The following is a 16,506-nucleotide window of genomic DNA, read 5'->3' on the forward strand; positions in this document are numbered from 1 at the left end:
GGAAAATTGACCAAAGCCGCGATCCTGATCGAAGCCGGAAAACCCTTGTCGGTCGAGGATGTCATTATCGACAACCCCGGCCCGCACGAGGTGCGCATCCGCACCGCCGCCTGCGGCCTGTGCCATTCGGACCTGCATTTCATCGACGGCGCCTACCCACACCCGCTGCCCGCCATTCCCGGCCATGAAGCCGCCGGGATCGTCGAAGCGGTGGGCAGCGAGGTGCGCACGGTAAAGCCCGGCGATGCTGTCGTTACCTGTCTCAGCGCCTTTTGCGGACACTGCGAATTTTGCGTCACTGGCCGCATGTCACTGTGCCTGGGCGGTGACACGCGCCGTCCCGCAGGTGCGCCCCCGCGGATCACCCGTCCCGATGGCTCTCCGGTCGGCCAGATGCTGAACCTCAGCGCTTTTGCGGAGGTGATGCTGGTTCACGAACATGCCTGCGTCGCGATCGACCCCGACATGCCTCTCGACCGCGCCGCAGTGATCGGCTGTGCCGTGACGACGGGCGCGGGCACCATCTTCAACGCCTGCAAGGTGACGCCCGGAGAAACCGTCGCGGTCGTCGGCTGCGGAGGAGTGGGCCTCGCGACGATCAACGCCGCGAAAATCGCGGGCGCGGGTCGGATCATCGCCGCGGACCCCGTCCCCGAAAAACGTGAACTCGCCAAAAAGCTCGGCGCGACCGACGTGGTCGACGCGCTTGCCGACGATGCCGCAAAGCAGATTGTCGAAATGACCAAAGGCGGGGTCGACCATGCGATCGAGGCGGTCGGACGGCAGGCTTCGGCGAGCCTTGCGGTCGCGTCGCTGCGTCGCGGCGGCACTGCCACGATCCTGGGCATGATGCCGCTTACCGAAAAGGTCGGGCTGGGAGCGATGGACCTGCTGTCGGGCAAGAAATTGCAGGGCGCGATCATGGGCGGCAACCGTTTTCCCGTCGATATTCCGCGACTGGTCGATTTCTATCTGCGCGGGTTGCTCGATCTCGACTCGATCGTCGCCGAAACGATCCCGCTCGAAAGGATCAACGACGGGTTCGACAAGATGAAGAAGGGCGACGCCGCGCGGTCGGTGATCGTGTTCAACCAGTGATGGGAGGGGATGCCATGCGTTCCGTCCCGTTTCGCGGGAAGGATTTGCCATGACCATCGACGCCCAAAAGGCCTTTAGCGGCACCGTCGACCCCGAAGGGACCGATCGGCTTGACGAAGCGAAGCTGACCGCATGGATGGAGGCCCATGTCACGGGGTTCGAAGGACCACTAACCCAGCGCAAGTTCGCCGGCGGTCAGTCGAATCCGACCTACAAGATTTCCGCACCTTCGGGAAATTACGTCCTGCGCCGAAAGCCGTTCGGCAAGCTGTTGCCGTCGGCCCATGCCGTCGACCGCGAATATAAGGTCCAGGCGGGGCTGCATAAGACCGGCTTTCCGGTCGCGCGCCAATATGGGTTGTGTACCGACGACGATGTCATCGGCAGCTGGTTCTACGTGATGGCGATGGTCGACGGGCACACCATCTGGGACGGCGCAATGCCGGGAGCGACCCCCGATGGTCGCCGTGCGACCTATTTCGCGATGATCGACACCCTCGCCGCGCTCCACAATGTCGATGTCGCAGCGGCTGGCCTGGCCGATTATGGCAAGCCCGGCAATTATTTCGGTCGCCAGGTCGATCGCTGGACCAAACAGTACAGGCTCGCGGAAACCGAAACGATGGACGAGATGGAGCGGCTGATCGCCTTCCTTCCCGCCACCCTGCCCGAACAGACGCGCACCAGCGTCGTCCACGGCGATTATCGCATCGACAATATGATCTTTGCGCATGACCGGCCCGAGGTGCTGGCCGTGCTCGACTGGGAATTGTCGACATTGGGCGATCCGCTTGCCGATTTCACCTATGTCGCGATGGCATGGGTTACCGAAAATGGTGGCCGGTCGGGGGTGATGGACATCGACCGCGCCGCGCTCGGCATCCCCGAACTGGACGAGGTGGTCGAACGCTATTGCGCCGCGACGGGACGCGACGGCGTACCGGACATGAACTGGTATTTCGCCTATAATTTCTTCCGCCTTGCCGGGATCATCCAGGGGATCAAGAAGCGCGTCATCGACGGCACCGCATCCTCCGCCCAGGCCAAGGCGATGTCGGAGCGCGTCCGGCCGCTGGCGGCGCAGGCGTGGGAATTTGCACGAAAGGCCGGCGCATGAGCCTGTTCGACATGACCGGCGATGTCGCGCTGATCACCGGATCGTCGCGCGGCATCGGCAAGGCGACCGCGGAGGCGATGGCCGAACAAGGCGCCAAGGTCGTGATTTCGAGCCGCAAGCAGGACGCCTGCGACCAGACGGCGGCTGAAATCAATGCCCGCCATGGCGAAGGCACCGCGATCGCGGTCGCCGCCAACATTTCGTCGAAGGACGATCTCCATCATCTGGTCGGCGCAACGCGCGCCGCCTTTGGCAAGATCACCACGCTGGTCTGCAACGCCGCCTCGAACCCCTATTATGGCCCCGGCCTCGGCATCAGCGACGAGCAGTTTCGCAAGATCATGGACAATAACATCCTGTCCAACCACTGGCTGATCGCGATGGTCGCCCCCGAAATGCTCGAACGCGGCGAAGGGTCGATCGCCATCATCAGCTCGATCGGAGGGCTAAAGGGATCGCCGATCATCGGCGCCTATGGCATTTCCAAGGCCGCCGACATGCAGGTCGCGCGCAATTTCGCGGTCGAGTTCGGACCGCGGGGCGTGCGCGTCAACTGCATCGCTCCGGGGTTGATCCGCACCGACATGGCGCGGGCATTGTGGGAAAATCCGGAAAATCTCAAGCGATCGACCGCCGCCGCAACGCTGAAGCGGATCGGCGAGCCGCACGAAATTGCGGGTGCCGCCGTTTTCCTTGCAAGCAAGGCGGGAGCTTTCACCACCGGCCAGACCATCGTGTGCGATGGCGGAGCCACGATTTCGGGAGGCGCATGATGGGCGCGTTGGACGGCAAGATCGCAATCATCACCGGCGCCGGCTCGGGTATCGGCCGCGCGAGCGCGCTGCGCTTTGCCGCCGAGGGCGCGCGACTGGTGCTGGGCGACAAGAGCGCCGCTGTGCACGAAACCGCGCAGGCCGTGCGCGATGCAGGCGGTGAAGCGGTGGCGTTGGAAATCGACGCGGGGGTCGAGACCGATGTCGCTCGGCTCGTCGCCGCCGCGAAGGAAAGCTATGGCGGGATCGACGTCGCCTTCGCCAACGCCGGAATCATCGGCGACATGGGCGGCATTTTCGACTTCGACCCCGCCGCCTGGGCCGAAACCCTGCGCGTCAATCTGATCGGCCCAGCGTTAATGGTGAAGCATGCCGGCAAGGCGATGGTCGATCAGGGTCGCGGCGGCGCAATCGTGCTGACCGCCAGCGTCGCCGGGTTGAACTCGGGCGCTGGCCCCGCCGCCTATTCGGCCTCGAAAGCGGGGGTGATCAACCTTGTCAAGACATCCGCCCAGCAGCTGACCACAAGCGGCGTACGCGTCAACGCGGTGTGCCCTGGCTTGACCGAGACCGGCATGACCAAGCCGACCTTCGACTATGCCCGAAACAAGGGCGTCACCGATAAGCTGGGCCAGTTGAACCCGCTGAAGCGCGCCGCGCAGCCTGAGGAGCTCGCCAATGTTGCGCTGTTCCTCGCCAGCGATCAGGCAAGCTATGTCAACGGACAGGCAATTGCGGTTGACGGCGGCCTTACCAGCTCGCACCCGGTGACGCGCCAACTGCTTGGCCAGACGTCGCATTGATACAGGATAGACCATGAGCCTTGGTTTCGACCCCGCCCGGCTGGACCGCATTCCAGCGCTGCTGAAGACCAAATATGTCGATACGGGGCGCCTGCCGCATGCGGCAACACTTGTGTCGCGCGGCGGCGAGATCGCACATCTGTCGTGCATCGGCGAAGCACGGCCCGGCGAAGCGCTGAAGGAAGATGCGATCTTCCGCATCGCCAGCATGACAAAGCCGATCACCAGCATCGCCTTCATGATGCTGGTCGAGGAAGGAAAGGTCGCGCTGTCCGATCCGCTGGTGAAATTTTGCCCGGAGTTTTCGGACACCGGCGTCTTTGTCGCAGGCGGCGGCAACGCCCCCTTTCTGACCCGGCCGCCGGCGCAGCCCGTCCGCATGGTCGATCTTTTGCGCCACACCGCCGGGCTGACCTACAGCTTTCAGGAGCGGACACCGGTCGACGCCGCCTATCGCAAGACCCGGATCGACGATTTCGACGCCGATTACACGATGGACAGCTTCATCGCGGCGCTGGCCAGAATCCCGCTCCAGTTCGATCCCGGCGCGCATTGGAATTATTCGATGGCGACCGACGTGCTGGGCGCGGTGATCGAACGGATCGAGGGCAAGCCCTTTGCCCGGGTTTTGCAGGAACGAATTTTCGCCCCGCTCGGCATGGCAGACACCGGGTTTCAGGTGCCCGCCCACCAGCAGCACCGGCTGACCGACTGCTATGCCTTTGATCCCAAAGAGAAGATGAAGCTTTTCGACAGCGGCGAACGCAGCCGCTGGGCCAAGGAACGCAGTTTTCATTCGGGCGGCGGCGGGCTGGCCTCAACGCTTTCCGACTATCATCGTTTCTGTTTGATGCTGCTCGGCGGCGGCAAGCTTGGCGACACGCGGATCATCAGCCGCAAGACGCTGGCGCTGATGACCGCCAATCACCTCGTCGGCGGCGGCGACCTGACCCAGCACAGCGTCGGCATCTTCAGCGAAGATGAGAATGCCGGGGTCGGCTTTGGCCTGGGCTTCGCCGTGACGCTCGATCCCGCACGAACCGGCATTCCGGGATCAGCGGGCGATTTCTACTGGGGCGGCATGTTCTCGACCGGCTTTTTCGTCGACCCGGTCGAAGACATTTGCATGGTGTTCATGACCCAGCTGATGCCATCTTCCACCTATCCGGTGCGGCGCGAGGTCAAGACACTTGTCCACGCCGCGCTCGACGATTGATTTGAAAACCCAACCACCGTTCGTATCGAGCGAAGTCGAGACACGTCGAACGCAGCGCTAGACGCTTCTCGACTTCGCTCGACACGAATGGAAAAATTTAGAGGAGCCTTCCATGTCTGAAGATACCCCCGTCAGCGTCACGATGCAAAAGGATGGCGATGTCGCCGTCATCATCGTCAACAATCCTCCGGTCAACGCCCTCTCCTGGCATGTCCGCCAGGGGCTGGAAGATCATTTCACCGCCGCGATCTCCGATGATGGCATCAACGCGATCGTGCTGCGCTGCGACGGTGCGACCTTCATCGCGGGCGCCGACATCAGCGAATTCGGCAAGCCGCCGCGCGGTCCCGATTTCAACGCCGTGCTCAACATGATCGAAGCTTCGCCCAAGCCGGTGGTCGCGGCGATCCATGGCACGGCGCTCGGCGGCGGGCTCGAAACAGCGCTCGTCTGTCATTACCGGGTCGCCGTTCCCTCGGCCAAGCTCGGCGTGCCCGAAGTCAAGCTCGGCCTGCTGCCCGGTGCTGGCGGCACCCAGCGCCTGCCGCGCATCGTCGGGGTCGAAGCCGCCGCGACGATGACCTCGACCGGCAACCCCGTCCCCGCCCCCAAGGCGAAGGAAATGGGGCTGGTCGACGAACTGGCGGGCGAGGACAGCCTCGCCGCCGATGCGGTCGCCTTTGCCCGCGCGAAAATCACCGACGGTCCGCGCCCAACCCGCGAACGCGAAGTGTTCGGTGACGTCGCGGTGATCGAACAGTTGAAGGCCGCGAACACCAAGCGCTGGCGCGGGTTCGAGGCTCCCTATGCGAACCTCGCCTGTGTCGAGGCGGCGACGCGCCTGCCGTTCGCCGAAGGGCTCGCCTTCGAACGCGAACAGTTCATGAAGCTGATGTTCGGCAGCCAGTCGGCGGCACAGCGCCATATCTTTTTCGCCGAACGCCAGGCGGCAAAGATCGACGGCCTGCCCAAGGACACGCAGCTGCGTGACATCAAGAAGGTCGGCATCATCGGCGCCGGGACGATGGGCGGCGGCATCATGATGAACTTTCTGCAAAAGGGCATCCCCTGCACGATCGTCGAGATGCAACAGGACGCGCTCGACCGCGGGCTCGGCGTCGTGCGCAAGAATTATGATGCCAGCGCCGCCAAGGGCCGCTTCAAGCCCGAACAGGTCGAGGCGATGATGGGGCTGATCACCCCCTCACTCAGCCTCGACGACCTTGCCGACTGCGACCTGATCATCGAGGCGGTCTATGAGAATATGGACGTCAAGAAGGACATTTTCGGCAAGCTCGACAAAATCGCCAAGCCCGGCGCGATCCTTGCGTCGAACACCAGCTATCTCGACATTGACGAGATCGCGACCGCGACGAACCGCCCCGGCGATGTCCTGGGCATGCACTTTTTCTCGCCCGCCAATGTGATGAAGCTCTTGGAAGTCGTACGCGGCGAGAAGACCGCCCCCGACGCCCTCGCCACCGCCATGGCGGTCGGCAAGAAGATCGGCAAGGTCGCGGTGGTTGCGGGGGTGTGCGACGGCTTTATCGGCAACCGGATGCTGAAACCGCGCCAGATGGAAGCGATGAAGCTGTTGATGGAAGGCGCCACCCCGGCGCAGGTCGACAAGGTGCATGTCGAATTCGGCATGCCGATGGGCCCGTTCCAGATGAGCGATCTCGCCGGAGTCGACATCGGCTGGCACCGCGACCCCAACCGGATCGAGAATATCCGCGATGCGCTGTGCGCCGAGGGCCGCTGGGGCCAGAAAAAGCAGGCGGGCTTTTACGATTATGACGAAAAGCGCACCCCGAGCGAAAGCGCACGGGTCGCCGAAATCATCGACCAGTTCCGCGCGAAGGCCGGAATCGAAAAGCGCGAAATCAGCGATCAGGAGATTATCGAGCGCACCCTCTACCCGATGGTCAACGAAGGTGCGCTGATCCTCGAAGAGGGCAAGGCGCAGCGCGCCAGCGACATCGATGTCGTGTGGATCTATGGCTATGGCTGGCCGGTCTATCGCGGCGGACCGATGTTCTGGGCGGGGCTCGAAGGCACGGACAAGATCGCCGCGGCGCTGGAGAAACATGGCTTCGAAGTCGCGCCGCTGTTGAAGGAAAAGGCGGCGGCGAAATCGGGTTTCTGATCCCGTAACCGCTTACGAAATGACAGCCGCCTGTCCCGATACGGGGCGGGCGGCCTTTTCTTGTCCCGCAACGGCGGTTTCTCCGCGCGGAAAAGTTACGATTCTCGGTTAAAGCGCTGGCAGCATCTGCCGTTAGGGCAGAGCATGAACGCCATGCCGCTTACCTCCATCCTGCTGCTGGCTGCGGCCACTCCCGCCGCGCCCCCCGCTCCACCGCCACAGGCAAGCGCTGTCGGCAGCGCGCGCGCGCGCATATTGGCGCCCGCAGAGGTGCGGCGCGTGGACGGCCGACTGGAAGTCCGGAGCAGCACGCCGTCCGCGCCGATCGATACTCATCGCACCCAGCGGCGCGACGGCGGCGAAACCGCGGACTTTTACTGACCGCCGTCCCGCCGCTTGGCGGATATCAGGCCTATTTCTGCAATGTCGTGATGATCGCGGAAAAATCACGGCCATCGGCGTCAGCCTCGACGAACGCCTCATACAATTCGCGCGCCCGGCTTCCCATCGGCACATCGGCGGCAACGCTGGATGCGGCCTCCATCGCCAGGCGCAAATCCTTGAGCATCAACGCAGCGGCGAAACCGCCCCTGTAATCATTATCGGCAGGGGTCGTCGGCCCGACGCCGGGCAGCGGTGCATAACTGGTCAGCGACCAGCATTGCCCCGACGACACGCTGGCGATATCAAAGAATTTCTGCGGATCGAGTCCGAGCTTCTGCGCAAGCGCCAGCGTTTCGCAGGTCGCGACCATCGACGCGCCGAGCAGCATGTTGTTGCAGATTTTCGCCGCCTGCCCCGCGCCCGCATCGCCGGCGTGGATCACCGCCTTGCCCATCTTTGCAAGGATGGGCTGGCTTCGTGTAAAACCTTCATCGGTGCCACCGACCATGAAGGTCAGCGTTCCCGCGTTGGCGGCCGCGATGCCGCCCGATACCGGTGCGTCGACCGCGACGAGACCCTTGGCGGTCGCCGCCTCGATATTGGCGCGCGCCGTCGCGACATCGATTGTCGAACAATCGAGCAGCAGCGTGCCTGGCGCGGCGTTCGGGAAGACGTCGCTTTCGTAGACGCCCGCAACATGCTTGCCTGCGGGCAGCATCGTCACAACCGCCCCGACGCCCGTAACGGCTTCGGCCGCCGACGCAGCTCGCGCGCAGCCGGCTTCAGCGGCGCGCGCGAGCGCCTCTTCGCTGAGGTCGAACGCGCGGACTTCATGCCCCGCCGTTGCAAGGTTCGCGGCCATGCCGCCGCCCATATTGCCCAATCCGATGAATGCGATTTTCATGTTACCGCCCCTTCCACACGCCTTCGCGCTTTTCGATGAAGGCCGCCATGCCTTCGGCCTTGTCTTCGGTCGCGGCGAGTATCTGGAACAGGCGGCGTTCGTAGATCAGGCCCTGATCGAGAGTCGTTTCAAAGGCGGCGTTGACCATGTCCTTGTTCACCATTGCAGCCATCGGCGGCATCGACGCAATCAGGGCTGCGGTTTTCATCGCCTCCTCGACAAGGCTCGCGTGCTCGACGACGCGAGCGACCAGGCCCGCACGTTCGGCTTCAGCGGCATCCATCATCCGGCCGGTGAGGCACATCTCCATCGCCTTGGCCTTGCCGATCGCGCGGGTCAGTCGCTGCGATCCGCCCATGCCCGGCGCTACGCCAAGCTTGATCTCGGGCTGGCCAAATTTCGCTTTGTCGCTCGCGATAATGAAGTCGGCCATCATCGCGAGTTCGCAGCCGCCGCCCAAAGAAAATCCGTTCACCGCAGCGATCCACGGCTTGCGTATCTTTTTCACGAAATCGCTTGTCCATTTGGAGAAGAAATCTTCGAGGTAGAAATCGGCGGCGGGCTTGTCGGCCATTTCCTTGATGTCGGCGCCTGCGGCAAAGGCCTTGTCGCCCGAACCCGTCAGCACGGCACAGCGCTGTTCCGGATCGGCTTCGAAGGCGGCGAAGGCGGCGATCAGGTCATCGAGCACTTGCGAGTTGAGCGCATTGAGCGCCTGTGGACGGTTCAATGTCACCAACGTGACGGCACCGCGCTGTTCGACGGCAATGGTTTCGTAGGTCATATATCTATCCTGCTCTCAGCGGTGGGCGTCGATGTTCTGCAGCTATCGCTGCAAATGCGCGGGCGTCGCATGTTCGTGCGGCTCAACGGTCGATGTCGGGCGATTGCCATAGGGAATCGGTTCGTCGAACGGGTCGGCGACGATTTCGGCCAACCCGCATTTGCGAACCGCGTGAAAAAGATCGATCGGGCTACGAAATGTCACAGCGGCGTCCATTTCCGATCGTCGGGCAGCGGGGCAAAGATGGCGTCGATCCAGTCTTCGGTGACCGCTTCCGGAGTCGGCGGATCCCATTTCGGGCTGTTGTCCTTGTCGACGATCAGCGCGCGCACGCCCTCGATGAAATCATGCATGCCCACGACACGGCTGCCGATCGCATATTCCTGCGCCATTTCGGCGGCAAAGTCGTGCATGGCGCCCCCTTCGCGAAGCTGACGCAGCGCGACCTTGCACGTCTGCGGCGATTTGGTGCCGAGCGTGTCGCGTTCCTTTTGCGCCCAATCCGACCCGTCGGCTTCGAGCGCGGCCAGAATATCCTCGTATCGATCACCCGCGAACAGCCGGTTGATCCTATCGAGATGCGCCATCACTGCGGCGGGCGGCGCCGTCACCGACAATTCACCCAATATTCCGCCAATACGGTCGGGGTGCGCGGCGATCCGATCCTTTGCCTCGGCAAGCCGGTCGGAGGACAGATAGTGGGTCGCAAGCCCCAGCGCGAGGCATTCGGCGCCGTCGAGCCGCGCGCCGGTGAGCGCGAGATAATAGCCCACCCGGCCTTCAAGCCGCGGCAAGTACCAGCCGCCGCCGACATCGGGGAACAGACCGATACCAGTTTCGGGCATCGCAAAGCGCGTATGTTCGGTCGCGACGCGATACTTGGCAGGCTGCGAAATCCCGACACCGCCGCCCATGGTGATGCCGTCCATGAAGGCGACGACGGGCTTTTCATAGGTGAAGAGCAGATGATTGAGGCGGTATTCGGTGTGAAAAAAGGCACGCGCTTCCTTGCCGTCGCCCGCCCCGCTTTCAGCGAGCATGCGAATATCGCCCCCGGCGCAGAAGCCACGCCCCTCGCTATGCTCGATGATCACCGCCTCGATTGCATCATCGTGGCGCCAGGCCGAAAGCGCCGCGATCATGGCTTCGCACATCGCGAGGTTAAGCGCGTGGATCGCGCGCGGGCGGTTGAGTGCGATACGGCCAGCCCGGCCATCGACACTGATCAGCACATCGTCGGTCATATTGGCGGTCATTGGCGCAGCAAGTCCCTTCCCACGATCATCCGCATCACCTGGTTGGTCCCTTCGAGGATCGAATGGACGCGCAGGTCGCGCCAGAAGCGCTCGATCGGATAGTCTTTCAGATATCCGTAGCCGCCGAAAAGCTGCAGCGCGTTGTTGACGACGTTCGAGCCGCCGTCGGTTGCAAGCCGCTTGGCCATCGCCGAAAAGCGCGTCTTGTCGGGGGCGTTCGCGGTCACCTTGGCCGCGGCGAGATAAAGGAGCGCACGCGCCGCCTCCAACTCGGTCGCCATGTCGGCGAGCATGAACTGGGTATTCTGGAAATCCGAGATCGGCTGGCCGAACTGCTGGCGATCCTTGGTATAGGCGATCGCTTCATCGAGACAGCGCTGCGCGCCACCGAGCGAGCAGGCACCGATGTTGAGGCGGCCGCCGTCGAGCCCCGCCATCGCAAAGCGGAAGCCGTCTCCTTCGGCGCCAACGCGGTTTTCAATCGGCACCTTCACATTGTCGAAGATCACCTGCGCGGTCGGCGAAGCATTCCAGCCGAGCTTTTTCTCCTTCGCGCCAAAGCTGACCCCCGGCATGTCCTTTTCGATGACCAGGCACGAAATACCCTTGGGTCCCGGCGCGCCGGTCCGTACCATCGTCACATAGATATCATTGACCCCGGCGCCCGAGATGAATTGTTTCGTGCCATTGACCACATAATGGTCGCCTTCCAGCACTGCACTGGTCTTGAGCGCCGCAGCGTCGGAGCCCGAGCCGGGTTCGGTGAGGCAATAGCTGGCCATCCTGTCCATGGTGACGAGATCCGGCAAGAATTTCGCCTTTACCGCATCACCGCCGAAGCGGTCGATCATCCAACTCGCCATATTGTGGATCGAGATGAAGGCGCTGGTCGCAGGACAGCCATAGGACATAGCCTCCATGATCAGCGCAGCCTCGAGCCGGCCGAGGCCGATGCCGCCCGATTCCTCGCTGACATAGATGGCAGCGAAACCAAGTTCGGCCGCCTGCTTGATGACCTCACGCGGAAAATACGCCTTTTCGTCCCATTCGGCGGCGAATGGAGTGATTGCGTCGGCGGTGAATTTGCGCGCCATATCCTGAATGGCACGCTGATCATCGGTAAGCTGAAACTGGTCGGTCATTGTCGTCTTTTCTCTATCGCCATGCGGGCGTTGGTTTGTGCGGCAGAATGGCCTCGGCCTCTATTTCAACTTTCCATTCCGGGCGCAGCAGGGCCGCCACGACCACCATCGTCGCGGCGGGGCGGATCTCGCCAAACACCGCGCCATGCGCACGGCCGACGCGGTCGGCGTCGGCCGCGTCGGTGATGAACATGCGTGTGCGCACGACGTCGGCAGGACTGCCGCCGAGTGCCGCCAGCGCATCGAAAATGATCGCCAGGCAACGCGCAGCCTGCACCTCGGCATCGCCGATGGTCGAGGACCCGTCGGGTTCGATCGGCGCGGTTCCGGCGACCGTAATACGGTTCCCTGTCCGCACCGCCCGACTGTAACCATAGAGCGGCTCATAGGGCGATGCCGAAGACAGGGTTGCGCGGTCGCAAGCGGCCGCTTCAGCGTCAGCCACACGAAACCTGCGTGATGGTATAGGCGTCGTCATACATCACATTCACCCTGTCCTGGCGATAGTCCATCGTCATTGCGCTGCGCGGCGGGCCCCAGCGCAGCGTACGTGCCCCCGATTCCTTGAGGATCGCCGCACCCATTTCCGGACTTGCGCGATGGCCGACATGGCTCTGCACCACATCGGCGTTGCAGGTCATTTCGGCGGGCGCGGACGGCGTTTCGGGTTCGGCGGCGCCATAGCCTCCGGCACAGGCGGCTAGCGGCAGGGCGGTTGCGGCGAAAATCCAGCGAATATCCATGCTCTACTCTCCTATTCTTCCTTTTGCCGGTCAGGCGGCACAGCGAGTATAACGCAGCGGCTGTGGATCGGCACCCTCGCCATAGTCGCGGCGCACCAACACCCTTCCGCCATCGGCGAGACCGAGCAGCATCATTTGATGCCATTCCTGACCTTCGCCGCTGAACCTGTAATCGGCAACGATGCGGTTCGCTCGGCGGTCGCGCACCTGCACCAGATCCCCGGCCGATTCGAAAAAGCGCAACGTCCGGGCGTCTATTACCAGGGCCGTCAGGTCGGTCCCCTTGCGCGCGGCGCAATCTTCGGCCTTCAGCGCCCAACGCCCCTGAATGGCCGCCGGAATGGCGCGATCGCCAGTGCCAATACCGGCGTCAGGTGCAGCAGGAGCCCGCACAGCCGGATCCGCGGCGTAAGCAAGATCGGCATCGGGAACGGTCGGTGGAGCAATGGACGACGGCGCATTTTCGCCCGGCACCACGTCGCGAGCAGCAGTAGCGGCACCGTCATCGGCCACCTCGGCCGGAGCCCGTTCACTCTCGCTGTCACTACAGGCCCCGAGCAATAACAGGGCCGGGATTGTCCATTGCTTCATCATCTTCCTCCTTGAGGAAGTAGAATGTCCGGGCCCGGCTACTGGTTTCATTGACCGACCCCTTCGCCCAGAACCGCCATATGGTATAGGTCGGCGCCGCGCTCGATATCATTGTAGTGATAGCGACGCGGCCCTGAGAGGCCACGCTCGGCGGCTATCGCCTCTACAAGTGTGCCGCCCGCAGTCGGAGCATCCGGCACCAGCGCACCGATCGGATCGGCGTAGGCCTCATCGGCGGAAACCACCGTCCAGCCGCTCGCACGCAGCGCGCGAACGAGATCACCAACATAAAGTGCGGTCACGTCGGTTTCATGGAGCAGCATCACCTGAACCGGCTGCCGCCCGACCAGTTGCTGCATCATGGCGTCGGCAAAATCGGCGGCCTCGACACGCCAGCGCAGGTAAAGGTCGCGCAGCGCGGTTCTGTCCACCGGCTTGTCCGCCTGCATGGCTTCGCGCGACAGATTTTCCAGGTGCCAATCCCACGCATCGGCGGTCACATAGCCGTTTCGCAGCCCCCGCGCAGTCAATCCGGACCGGATCGCATCGCGCTTGCTCCGATCTTGCCCACCTTCATCGAGAAAGGGGAAACGAAACCACGGGCGATAGGCCGGGCGGCCTTTCAGCCACCCTTCCGCCGCGTCGATATCTGCCAGATAGGCGTCGGCCTCGATCTCGCTGAGAGGGGGATGCGTGTTGCTGTGGTTCGCGATCACATGCCCCGCATCGACATAGGCTTGGATACGCCGATCGCCCCCTATTCCGTCGCCCCGGCCGATCGCGCCCGGCACAACGAAAAACACAGCCTGCGGCGCAGCCGCCTCCCGCAGCTCACGAATGATGCGTTCGGTCCGTTCTTCGGTCGTGAAGAAAGGCCCCCTGTCGCCAGGCGCATCATCGAATGACAAAGCGATCCGTTTCTGTGCCGCCGCCGGAACAGGTAGCAGCAACAGGACCAACAGCGGAAGAAGGAGGCGCCGCAGCAAGGCGGCGTCAGCCCATCGTCGGAATGATGAAGGCGTTTCCGCCGTCGGGCGCACCGTCAGGCCAGCGCGCGGTGATCGTCTTCACCTTCGTCCAGAATTTGACGCCTTCCATGCCATGCTGGTTGGTGTCACCGAAAGCCGAGCGCTTCCAGCCGCCGAAGGTATGATACGCGACGGGCACGGGGATCGGCACGTTGATCCCGACCATGCCGACATTGACGCGTGCGGCAAACTCGCGCGCGGCACGACCGTTGCGGGTGAACAGGGCAACGCCGTTGCCATATTGATGCTTCGACGGCAGTTCGAGCGCGGTTTCGAAATCGGGGGCGCGGACGATTTGCAGCACGGGGCCGAAGATTTCTTCCTTGTAGCTTTCCATGTCGGGGGTGACATGGTCGAACAGGGTCGGGCCAACGAAAAAGCCCTTTTCATGCCCCTGCAAGGTGAAGCCGCGGCCGTCGATGACCAGTTCCGCGCCTTCTTCGGCGCATTTGGCGATCCAGCCCTCGACCTTTTCCTTGTGCGCCTGGGTCACGACCGGACCATAATGAGCGTCAGGGTCGGTCGATACGCCGACGCGCAGCGCCTCGATCGCCGGGACCAGCTTTTCGCGCAATCGGTTCGCGGTGTCTTCGCCGACCGGTACGACGACCGGCAACGCCATGCAGCGCTCGCCCGCCGAGCCGAAGGCGGCACCGGTAAGGTCGCTGACAACCTGGTCGAGATCGGCGTCGGGCATCACGATGCCGTGGTTCTTGGCACCGCCCATCGCCTGCACCCGCTTGCCAGCGCGCACTCCGCGTTCATAGACATAATGGGCGATGTCCGACGATCCGACGAAGCTGACCGCGCCGATGTCGGGATGATCCAGGATGGCATCGACCATTTCCTTGTCGCCATGAACGACCTGGAAGATGCCTTCAGGCATTCCGGCCTCGAGAAAAAGCTCGGCAAGGCGCACCGGAACCGACGGGTCGCGCTCGCTGGGTTTCAGGATGAAGGCATTGCCGACCGCGGTGGCCACCGCGCCCATCCACAGCGGGATCATCGCGGGGAAGTTGAATGGGGTGATACCGACACCGATGCCGATCGGCTGGCGCATCGAATAGACATCGATGCCGGGCCCGGCACCCTGGGTATATTCGCCCTTCAGCACATGCGGAATACCGCAACAAAACTCGACGACCTCCAGCCCGCGCTGGATGTCGCCCTTGGCATCGGCGATCACCTTGCCATGTTCGGCCGACAGCATCTGGGCGAGTTCGTCCATATGGGCCTCGACCAGCCGCTTATATTCGAACATCACACGCGCGCGGCGCTGCGGGTTGACCGCAGCCCAGGCGGGCTGCGCTGCCTTTGCCGCCGCGACGGCGCGATCAAGCAGCGCCGCGTCGCCGAGTGCGACCTGCGCCTGCACCCCGCCGTTATTGGGATCGAGAACGTCGCTGAGGCGACCCACGCCCCCGGCTCCGCCCACAATATGATGGCCGATCTGTCGCATGGTCGAATCTCCCGTATCTGATCGACATAGCCACAGACGATGCCGGCGCCGATTGCAAGGGATAGACTTGCAGTTTTAAACTGCATATTTGCAGGTTATGAGTTGGGATAAGCTGCAATATTTCCTGTTCGTCGCGCGCCATGGCACCTTGGCGCGCGCCGCCCAGGCGCTGCACGTCGATGCAACAACGGTCAGTCGCCAGGTCAGCGCATTGGAAGAAAAGCTGGGGCAGACGCTGTTCGAACGCGCGCCATCAGGCTTCGCCCTGACGGCCGCAGGCCGCGCACTCGTCCCCCACGCCGAGGCGATGGCGGCCGCGGCAGCGCGTATTCATTCGGCGAACGAAGGCGGCAGCGCCCTGTCGGGGCAGTTGCGCGTCAGCGTGTCCGAAGGGTTCGGCAACAGCTTTATCGCCCCCAGGATCGCGACCTTCGTCACGGCGCATCCCGAATTGCAAATCGACCTCGTCGCCTCATCAGGCTTTCTAAACCCCTCGCGGCGCGAGGCGGATATGGCCGTGCTGCTCGCGCGCCCGCGCAAAGGACCACTGATCACCCGCAAGCTCGCCGACTACAGCCTCGGCCTTTACGCCCCCGCCGACCGGCACGACTGGCACGCCGCGGCCGCGGCAACGCCCCTGTCGCGCACGAGCATCCCGATCGTCGGCTATGTTCCCGACATTCTCTATGCCCCCGAACTCGACTATCTCGGCGAAATCGAACCCGGCCTGCGTGCCGGGGTGCGATCGTCGAGCATTTTGGCGCAGCGACGAATGATCGCGGGCGGCGCCGGGATCGGCGTCCTGCCCTGTTTCCTCGCTGCGGGCGATCCCGCGCTGGTCCGGTTGCGCCCCGACCAGGCGATCAGCCGCAGTTTCTGGCTGGCGCTGCACCGCGACGTCGCACGCCAGCCGCGCATTCGCGCCTTCATCGATTGGCTGGACGCCGAAGTGCACAAGGGACGGACACTGCTCCTTCCCGAATGACGCGCGCACAACGCGCCTTTGCGGACCGAACACCCCGCCCCCTTCTTTTTCGGTGAAATTGTCGCAGTTTGTCGCAA

Annotated in this window: 18 protein-coding genes; 8 read left to right on the plus strand and 10 right to left on the minus strand. The window is 63.5% G+C overall.

Annotated elements, in window-relative coordinates; genetic code table 11:
• Positions 1–6: 6 nt before the first annotated feature.
• From U0S50_RS08320 to U0S50_RS08350, 7 genes are all read left to right on the plus strand, one after another.
• Positions 7–1,098 (plus strand): Zn-dependent alcohol dehydrogenase, encoded by a 1,092-nt coding sequence (locus U0S50_RS08320; protein ID WP_322308316.1) that lies wholly within the window; start codon positions 7–9, stop codon positions 1,096–1,098.
• Between the two features lie 49 nt (positions 1,099–1,147).
• The gene (locus U0S50_RS08325) at positions 1,148–2,215 is read left to right on the plus strand and encodes a phosphotransferase family protein (protein WP_322308317.1); all 1,068 of its coding nucleotides are present in this window, start codon (positions 1,148–1,150) and stop codon (positions 2,213–2,215) included.
• Positions 2,212–2,988, plus strand: coding sequence for an SDR family oxidoreductase (locus U0S50_RS08330; RefSeq protein WP_322308318.1), 777 nt, complete (start codon positions 2,212–2,214; stop codon positions 2,986–2,988). The genes U0S50_RS08325 and U0S50_RS08330 overlap by 4 nt, the downstream gene beginning before the upstream one ends.
• Positions 2,988–3,791 carry an SDR family NAD(P)-dependent oxidoreductase gene (locus U0S50_RS08335; protein WP_322308709.1) on the plus strand — a complete coding sequence of 268 codons (804 nt, stop codon included), beginning with the start codon at positions 2,988–2,990 and terminating at the stop codon, positions 3,789–3,791. Before U0S50_RS08330 ends, U0S50_RS08335 begins: the two co-directional genes overlap by 1 nt.
• Before the next feature lie 13 nt (positions 3,792–3,804).
• Positions 3,805–5,007, plus strand: coding sequence for a serine hydrolase domain-containing protein (locus tag U0S50_RS08340; RefSeq protein ID WP_322308319.1), 1,203 nt, complete (start codon positions 3,805–3,807; stop codon positions 5,005–5,007).
• Positions 5,008–5,119: 112 nt separating this feature from the next.
• Complete coding sequence (locus U0S50_RS08345) at positions 5,120–7,153, plus strand: 3-hydroxyacyl-CoA dehydrogenase NAD-binding domain-containing protein (protein ID WP_322308320.1); 2,034 nt, start codon at positions 5,120–5,122, stop codon at positions 7,151–7,153.
• 153 nt (positions 7,154–7,306) lie between these two features.
• Positions 7,307–7,534: a hypothetical protein gene (locus U0S50_RS08350; RefSeq protein WP_322308321.1), complete on the plus strand. Its 228-nt coding sequence runs from the start codon at positions 7,307–7,309 to the stop codon at positions 7,532–7,534.
• 31 nt (positions 7,535–7,565) lie between these two features.
• Here the strand turns inward: U0S50_RS08350 and mmsB are convergent, their stop codons facing one another.
• From mmsB to U0S50_RS08400, 10 genes are read right to left on the minus strand one after another with little or no spacing between them, the layout of a single operon-like run.
• Positions 7,566–8,441 (minus strand): 3-hydroxyisobutyrate dehydrogenase, encoded by an 876-nt coding sequence (gene mmsB, locus U0S50_RS08355; protein ID WP_416194974.1) that lies wholly within the window; start codon positions 8,439–8,441, stop codon positions 7,566–7,568.
• 1 nt (position 8,442) lies between these two features.
• Positions 8,443–9,225: an enoyl-CoA hydratase-related protein gene (locus tag U0S50_RS08360; protein WP_322308322.1), complete on the minus strand. Its 783-nt coding sequence runs from the start codon at positions 9,223–9,225 to the stop codon at positions 8,443–8,445.
• A 42-nt stretch (positions 9,226–9,267) separates the two neighbouring features.
• Positions 9,268–9,429, minus strand: a complete 162-nt coding sequence (locus U0S50_RS08365; protein ID WP_322308323.1) for a hypothetical protein — start codon at positions 9,427–9,429, stop codon at positions 9,268–9,270.
• Positions 9,426–10,469 (minus strand): enoyl-CoA hydratase/isomerase family protein, encoded by a 1,044-nt coding sequence (locus tag U0S50_RS08370; protein WP_322308710.1) that lies wholly within the window; start codon positions 10,467–10,469, stop codon positions 9,426–9,428. The genes U0S50_RS08365 and U0S50_RS08370 overlap by 4 nt, the downstream gene beginning before the upstream one ends.
• Before the next feature lie 8 nt (positions 10,470–10,477).
• Positions 10,478–11,623, minus strand: coding sequence for an acyl-CoA dehydrogenase family protein (locus U0S50_RS08375; RefSeq protein ID WP_322308324.1), 1,146 nt, complete (start codon positions 11,621–11,623; stop codon positions 10,478–10,480).
• Positions 11,624–11,636: 13 nt separating this feature from the next.
• Positions 11,637–12,068, minus strand: a complete 432-nt coding sequence (locus U0S50_RS08380; RefSeq protein ID WP_322308325.1) for a RidA family protein — start codon at positions 12,066–12,068, stop codon at positions 11,637–11,639.
• Positions 12,061–12,366 carry an I78 family peptidase inhibitor gene (locus U0S50_RS08385; RefSeq protein ID WP_322308326.1) on the minus strand — a complete coding sequence of 102 codons (306 nt, stop codon included), beginning with the start codon at positions 12,364–12,366 and terminating at the stop codon, positions 12,061–12,063. Before U0S50_RS08385 ends, U0S50_RS08380 begins: the two co-directional genes overlap by 8 nt.
• Before the next feature lie 30 nt (positions 12,367–12,396).
• Complete coding sequence (locus U0S50_RS08390) at positions 12,397–12,960, minus strand: hypothetical protein (RefSeq protein ID WP_322308327.1); 564 nt, start codon at positions 12,958–12,960, stop codon at positions 12,397–12,399.
• Positions 12,961–13,004: 44 nt separating this feature from the next.
• Positions 13,005–13,943 carry a polysaccharide deacetylase family protein gene (locus U0S50_RS08395; RefSeq protein ID WP_322308328.1) on the minus strand — a complete coding sequence of 313 codons (939 nt, stop codon included), beginning with the start codon at positions 13,941–13,943 and terminating at the stop codon, positions 13,005–13,007.
• 7 nt (positions 13,944–13,950) lie between these two features.
• Complete coding sequence (locus U0S50_RS08400) at positions 13,951–15,444, minus strand: CoA-acylating methylmalonate-semialdehyde dehydrogenase (RefSeq protein ID WP_322308329.1); 1,494 nt, start codon at positions 15,442–15,444, stop codon at positions 13,951–13,953.
• A gap of 97 nt (positions 15,445–15,541) precedes the next feature.
• Here U0S50_RS08400 and U0S50_RS08405 point away from each other — a divergent pair, with 97 nt between their 5' ends.
• Positions 15,542–16,429 (plus strand): LysR family transcriptional regulator, encoded by an 888-nt coding sequence (locus U0S50_RS08405; RefSeq protein WP_322308330.1) that lies wholly within the window; start codon positions 15,542–15,544, stop codon positions 16,427–16,429.
• Positions 16,430–16,506: the final 77 nt, after the last annotated feature.

The sequence above is a fragment of the Sphingopyxis sp. genome, assembly GCF_034380315.1.
In the GTDB taxonomy this organism is placed as follows: domain Bacteria; phylum Pseudomonadota; class Alphaproteobacteria; order Sphingomonadales; family Sphingomonadaceae; genus Sphingopyxis.

Bases quoted from the DNA above. Each gene is read 5' to 3' on its own strand.
- mmsB (WP_416194974.1), bottom strand. From the start codon at position 8,441: ATGAAAATCGCATTCATCGGATTGGGCAATATGGGCGGCGGCATGGCC.
- U0S50_RS08405 (WP_322308330.1), top strand. From the start codon at position 15,542: ATGAGTTGGGATAAGCTGCAATATTTCCTGTTCGTCGCGCGCCATGGC.
- U0S50_RS08340 (WP_322308319.1), top strand. From the start codon at position 3,805: ATGAGCCTTGGTTTCGACCCCGCCCGGCTGGACCGCATTCCAGCGCTG.
- U0S50_RS08390 (WP_322308327.1), bottom strand. From the start codon at position 12,960: ATGATGAAGCAATGGACAATCCCGGCCCTGTTATTGCTCGGGGCCTGT.
- U0S50_RS08375 (WP_322308324.1), bottom strand. From the start codon at position 11,623: ATGACCGACCAGTTTCAGCTTACCGATGATCAGCGTGCCATTCAGGAT.
- U0S50_RS08350 (WP_322308321.1), top strand. From the start codon at position 7,307: ATGCCGCTTACCTCCATCCTGCTGCTGGCTGCGGCCACTCCCGCCGCG.
- U0S50_RS08345 (WP_322308320.1), top strand. From the start codon at position 5,120: ATGTCTGAAGATACCCCCGTCAGCGTCACGATGCAAAAGGATGGCGAT.
- U0S50_RS08400 (WP_322308329.1), bottom strand. From the start codon at position 15,444: ATGCGACAGATCGGCCATCATATTGTGGGCGGAGCCGGGGGCGTGGGT.
- U0S50_RS08385 (WP_322308326.1), bottom strand. From the start codon at position 12,366: ATGGATATTCGCTGGATTTTCGCCGCAACCGCCCTGCCGCTAGCCGCC.
- U0S50_RS08370 (WP_322308710.1), bottom strand. From the start codon at position 10,469: ATGACCGACGATGTGCTGATCAGTGTCGATGGCCGGGCTGGCCGTATC.
- U0S50_RS08335 (WP_322308709.1), top strand. From the start codon at position 2,988: ATGGGCGCGTTGGACGGCAAGATCGCAATCATCACCGGCGCCGGCTCG.
- U0S50_RS08360 (WP_322308322.1), bottom strand. From the start codon at position 9,225: ATGACCTACGAAACCATTGCCGTCGAACAGCGCGGTGCCGTCACGTTG.
- U0S50_RS08330 (WP_322308318.1), top strand. From the start codon at position 2,212: ATGAGCCTGTTCGACATGACCGGCGATGTCGCGCTGATCACCGGATCG.
- U0S50_RS08325 (WP_322308317.1), top strand. From the start codon at position 1,148: ATGACCATCGACGCCCAAAAGGCCTTTAGCGGCACCGTCGACCCCGAA.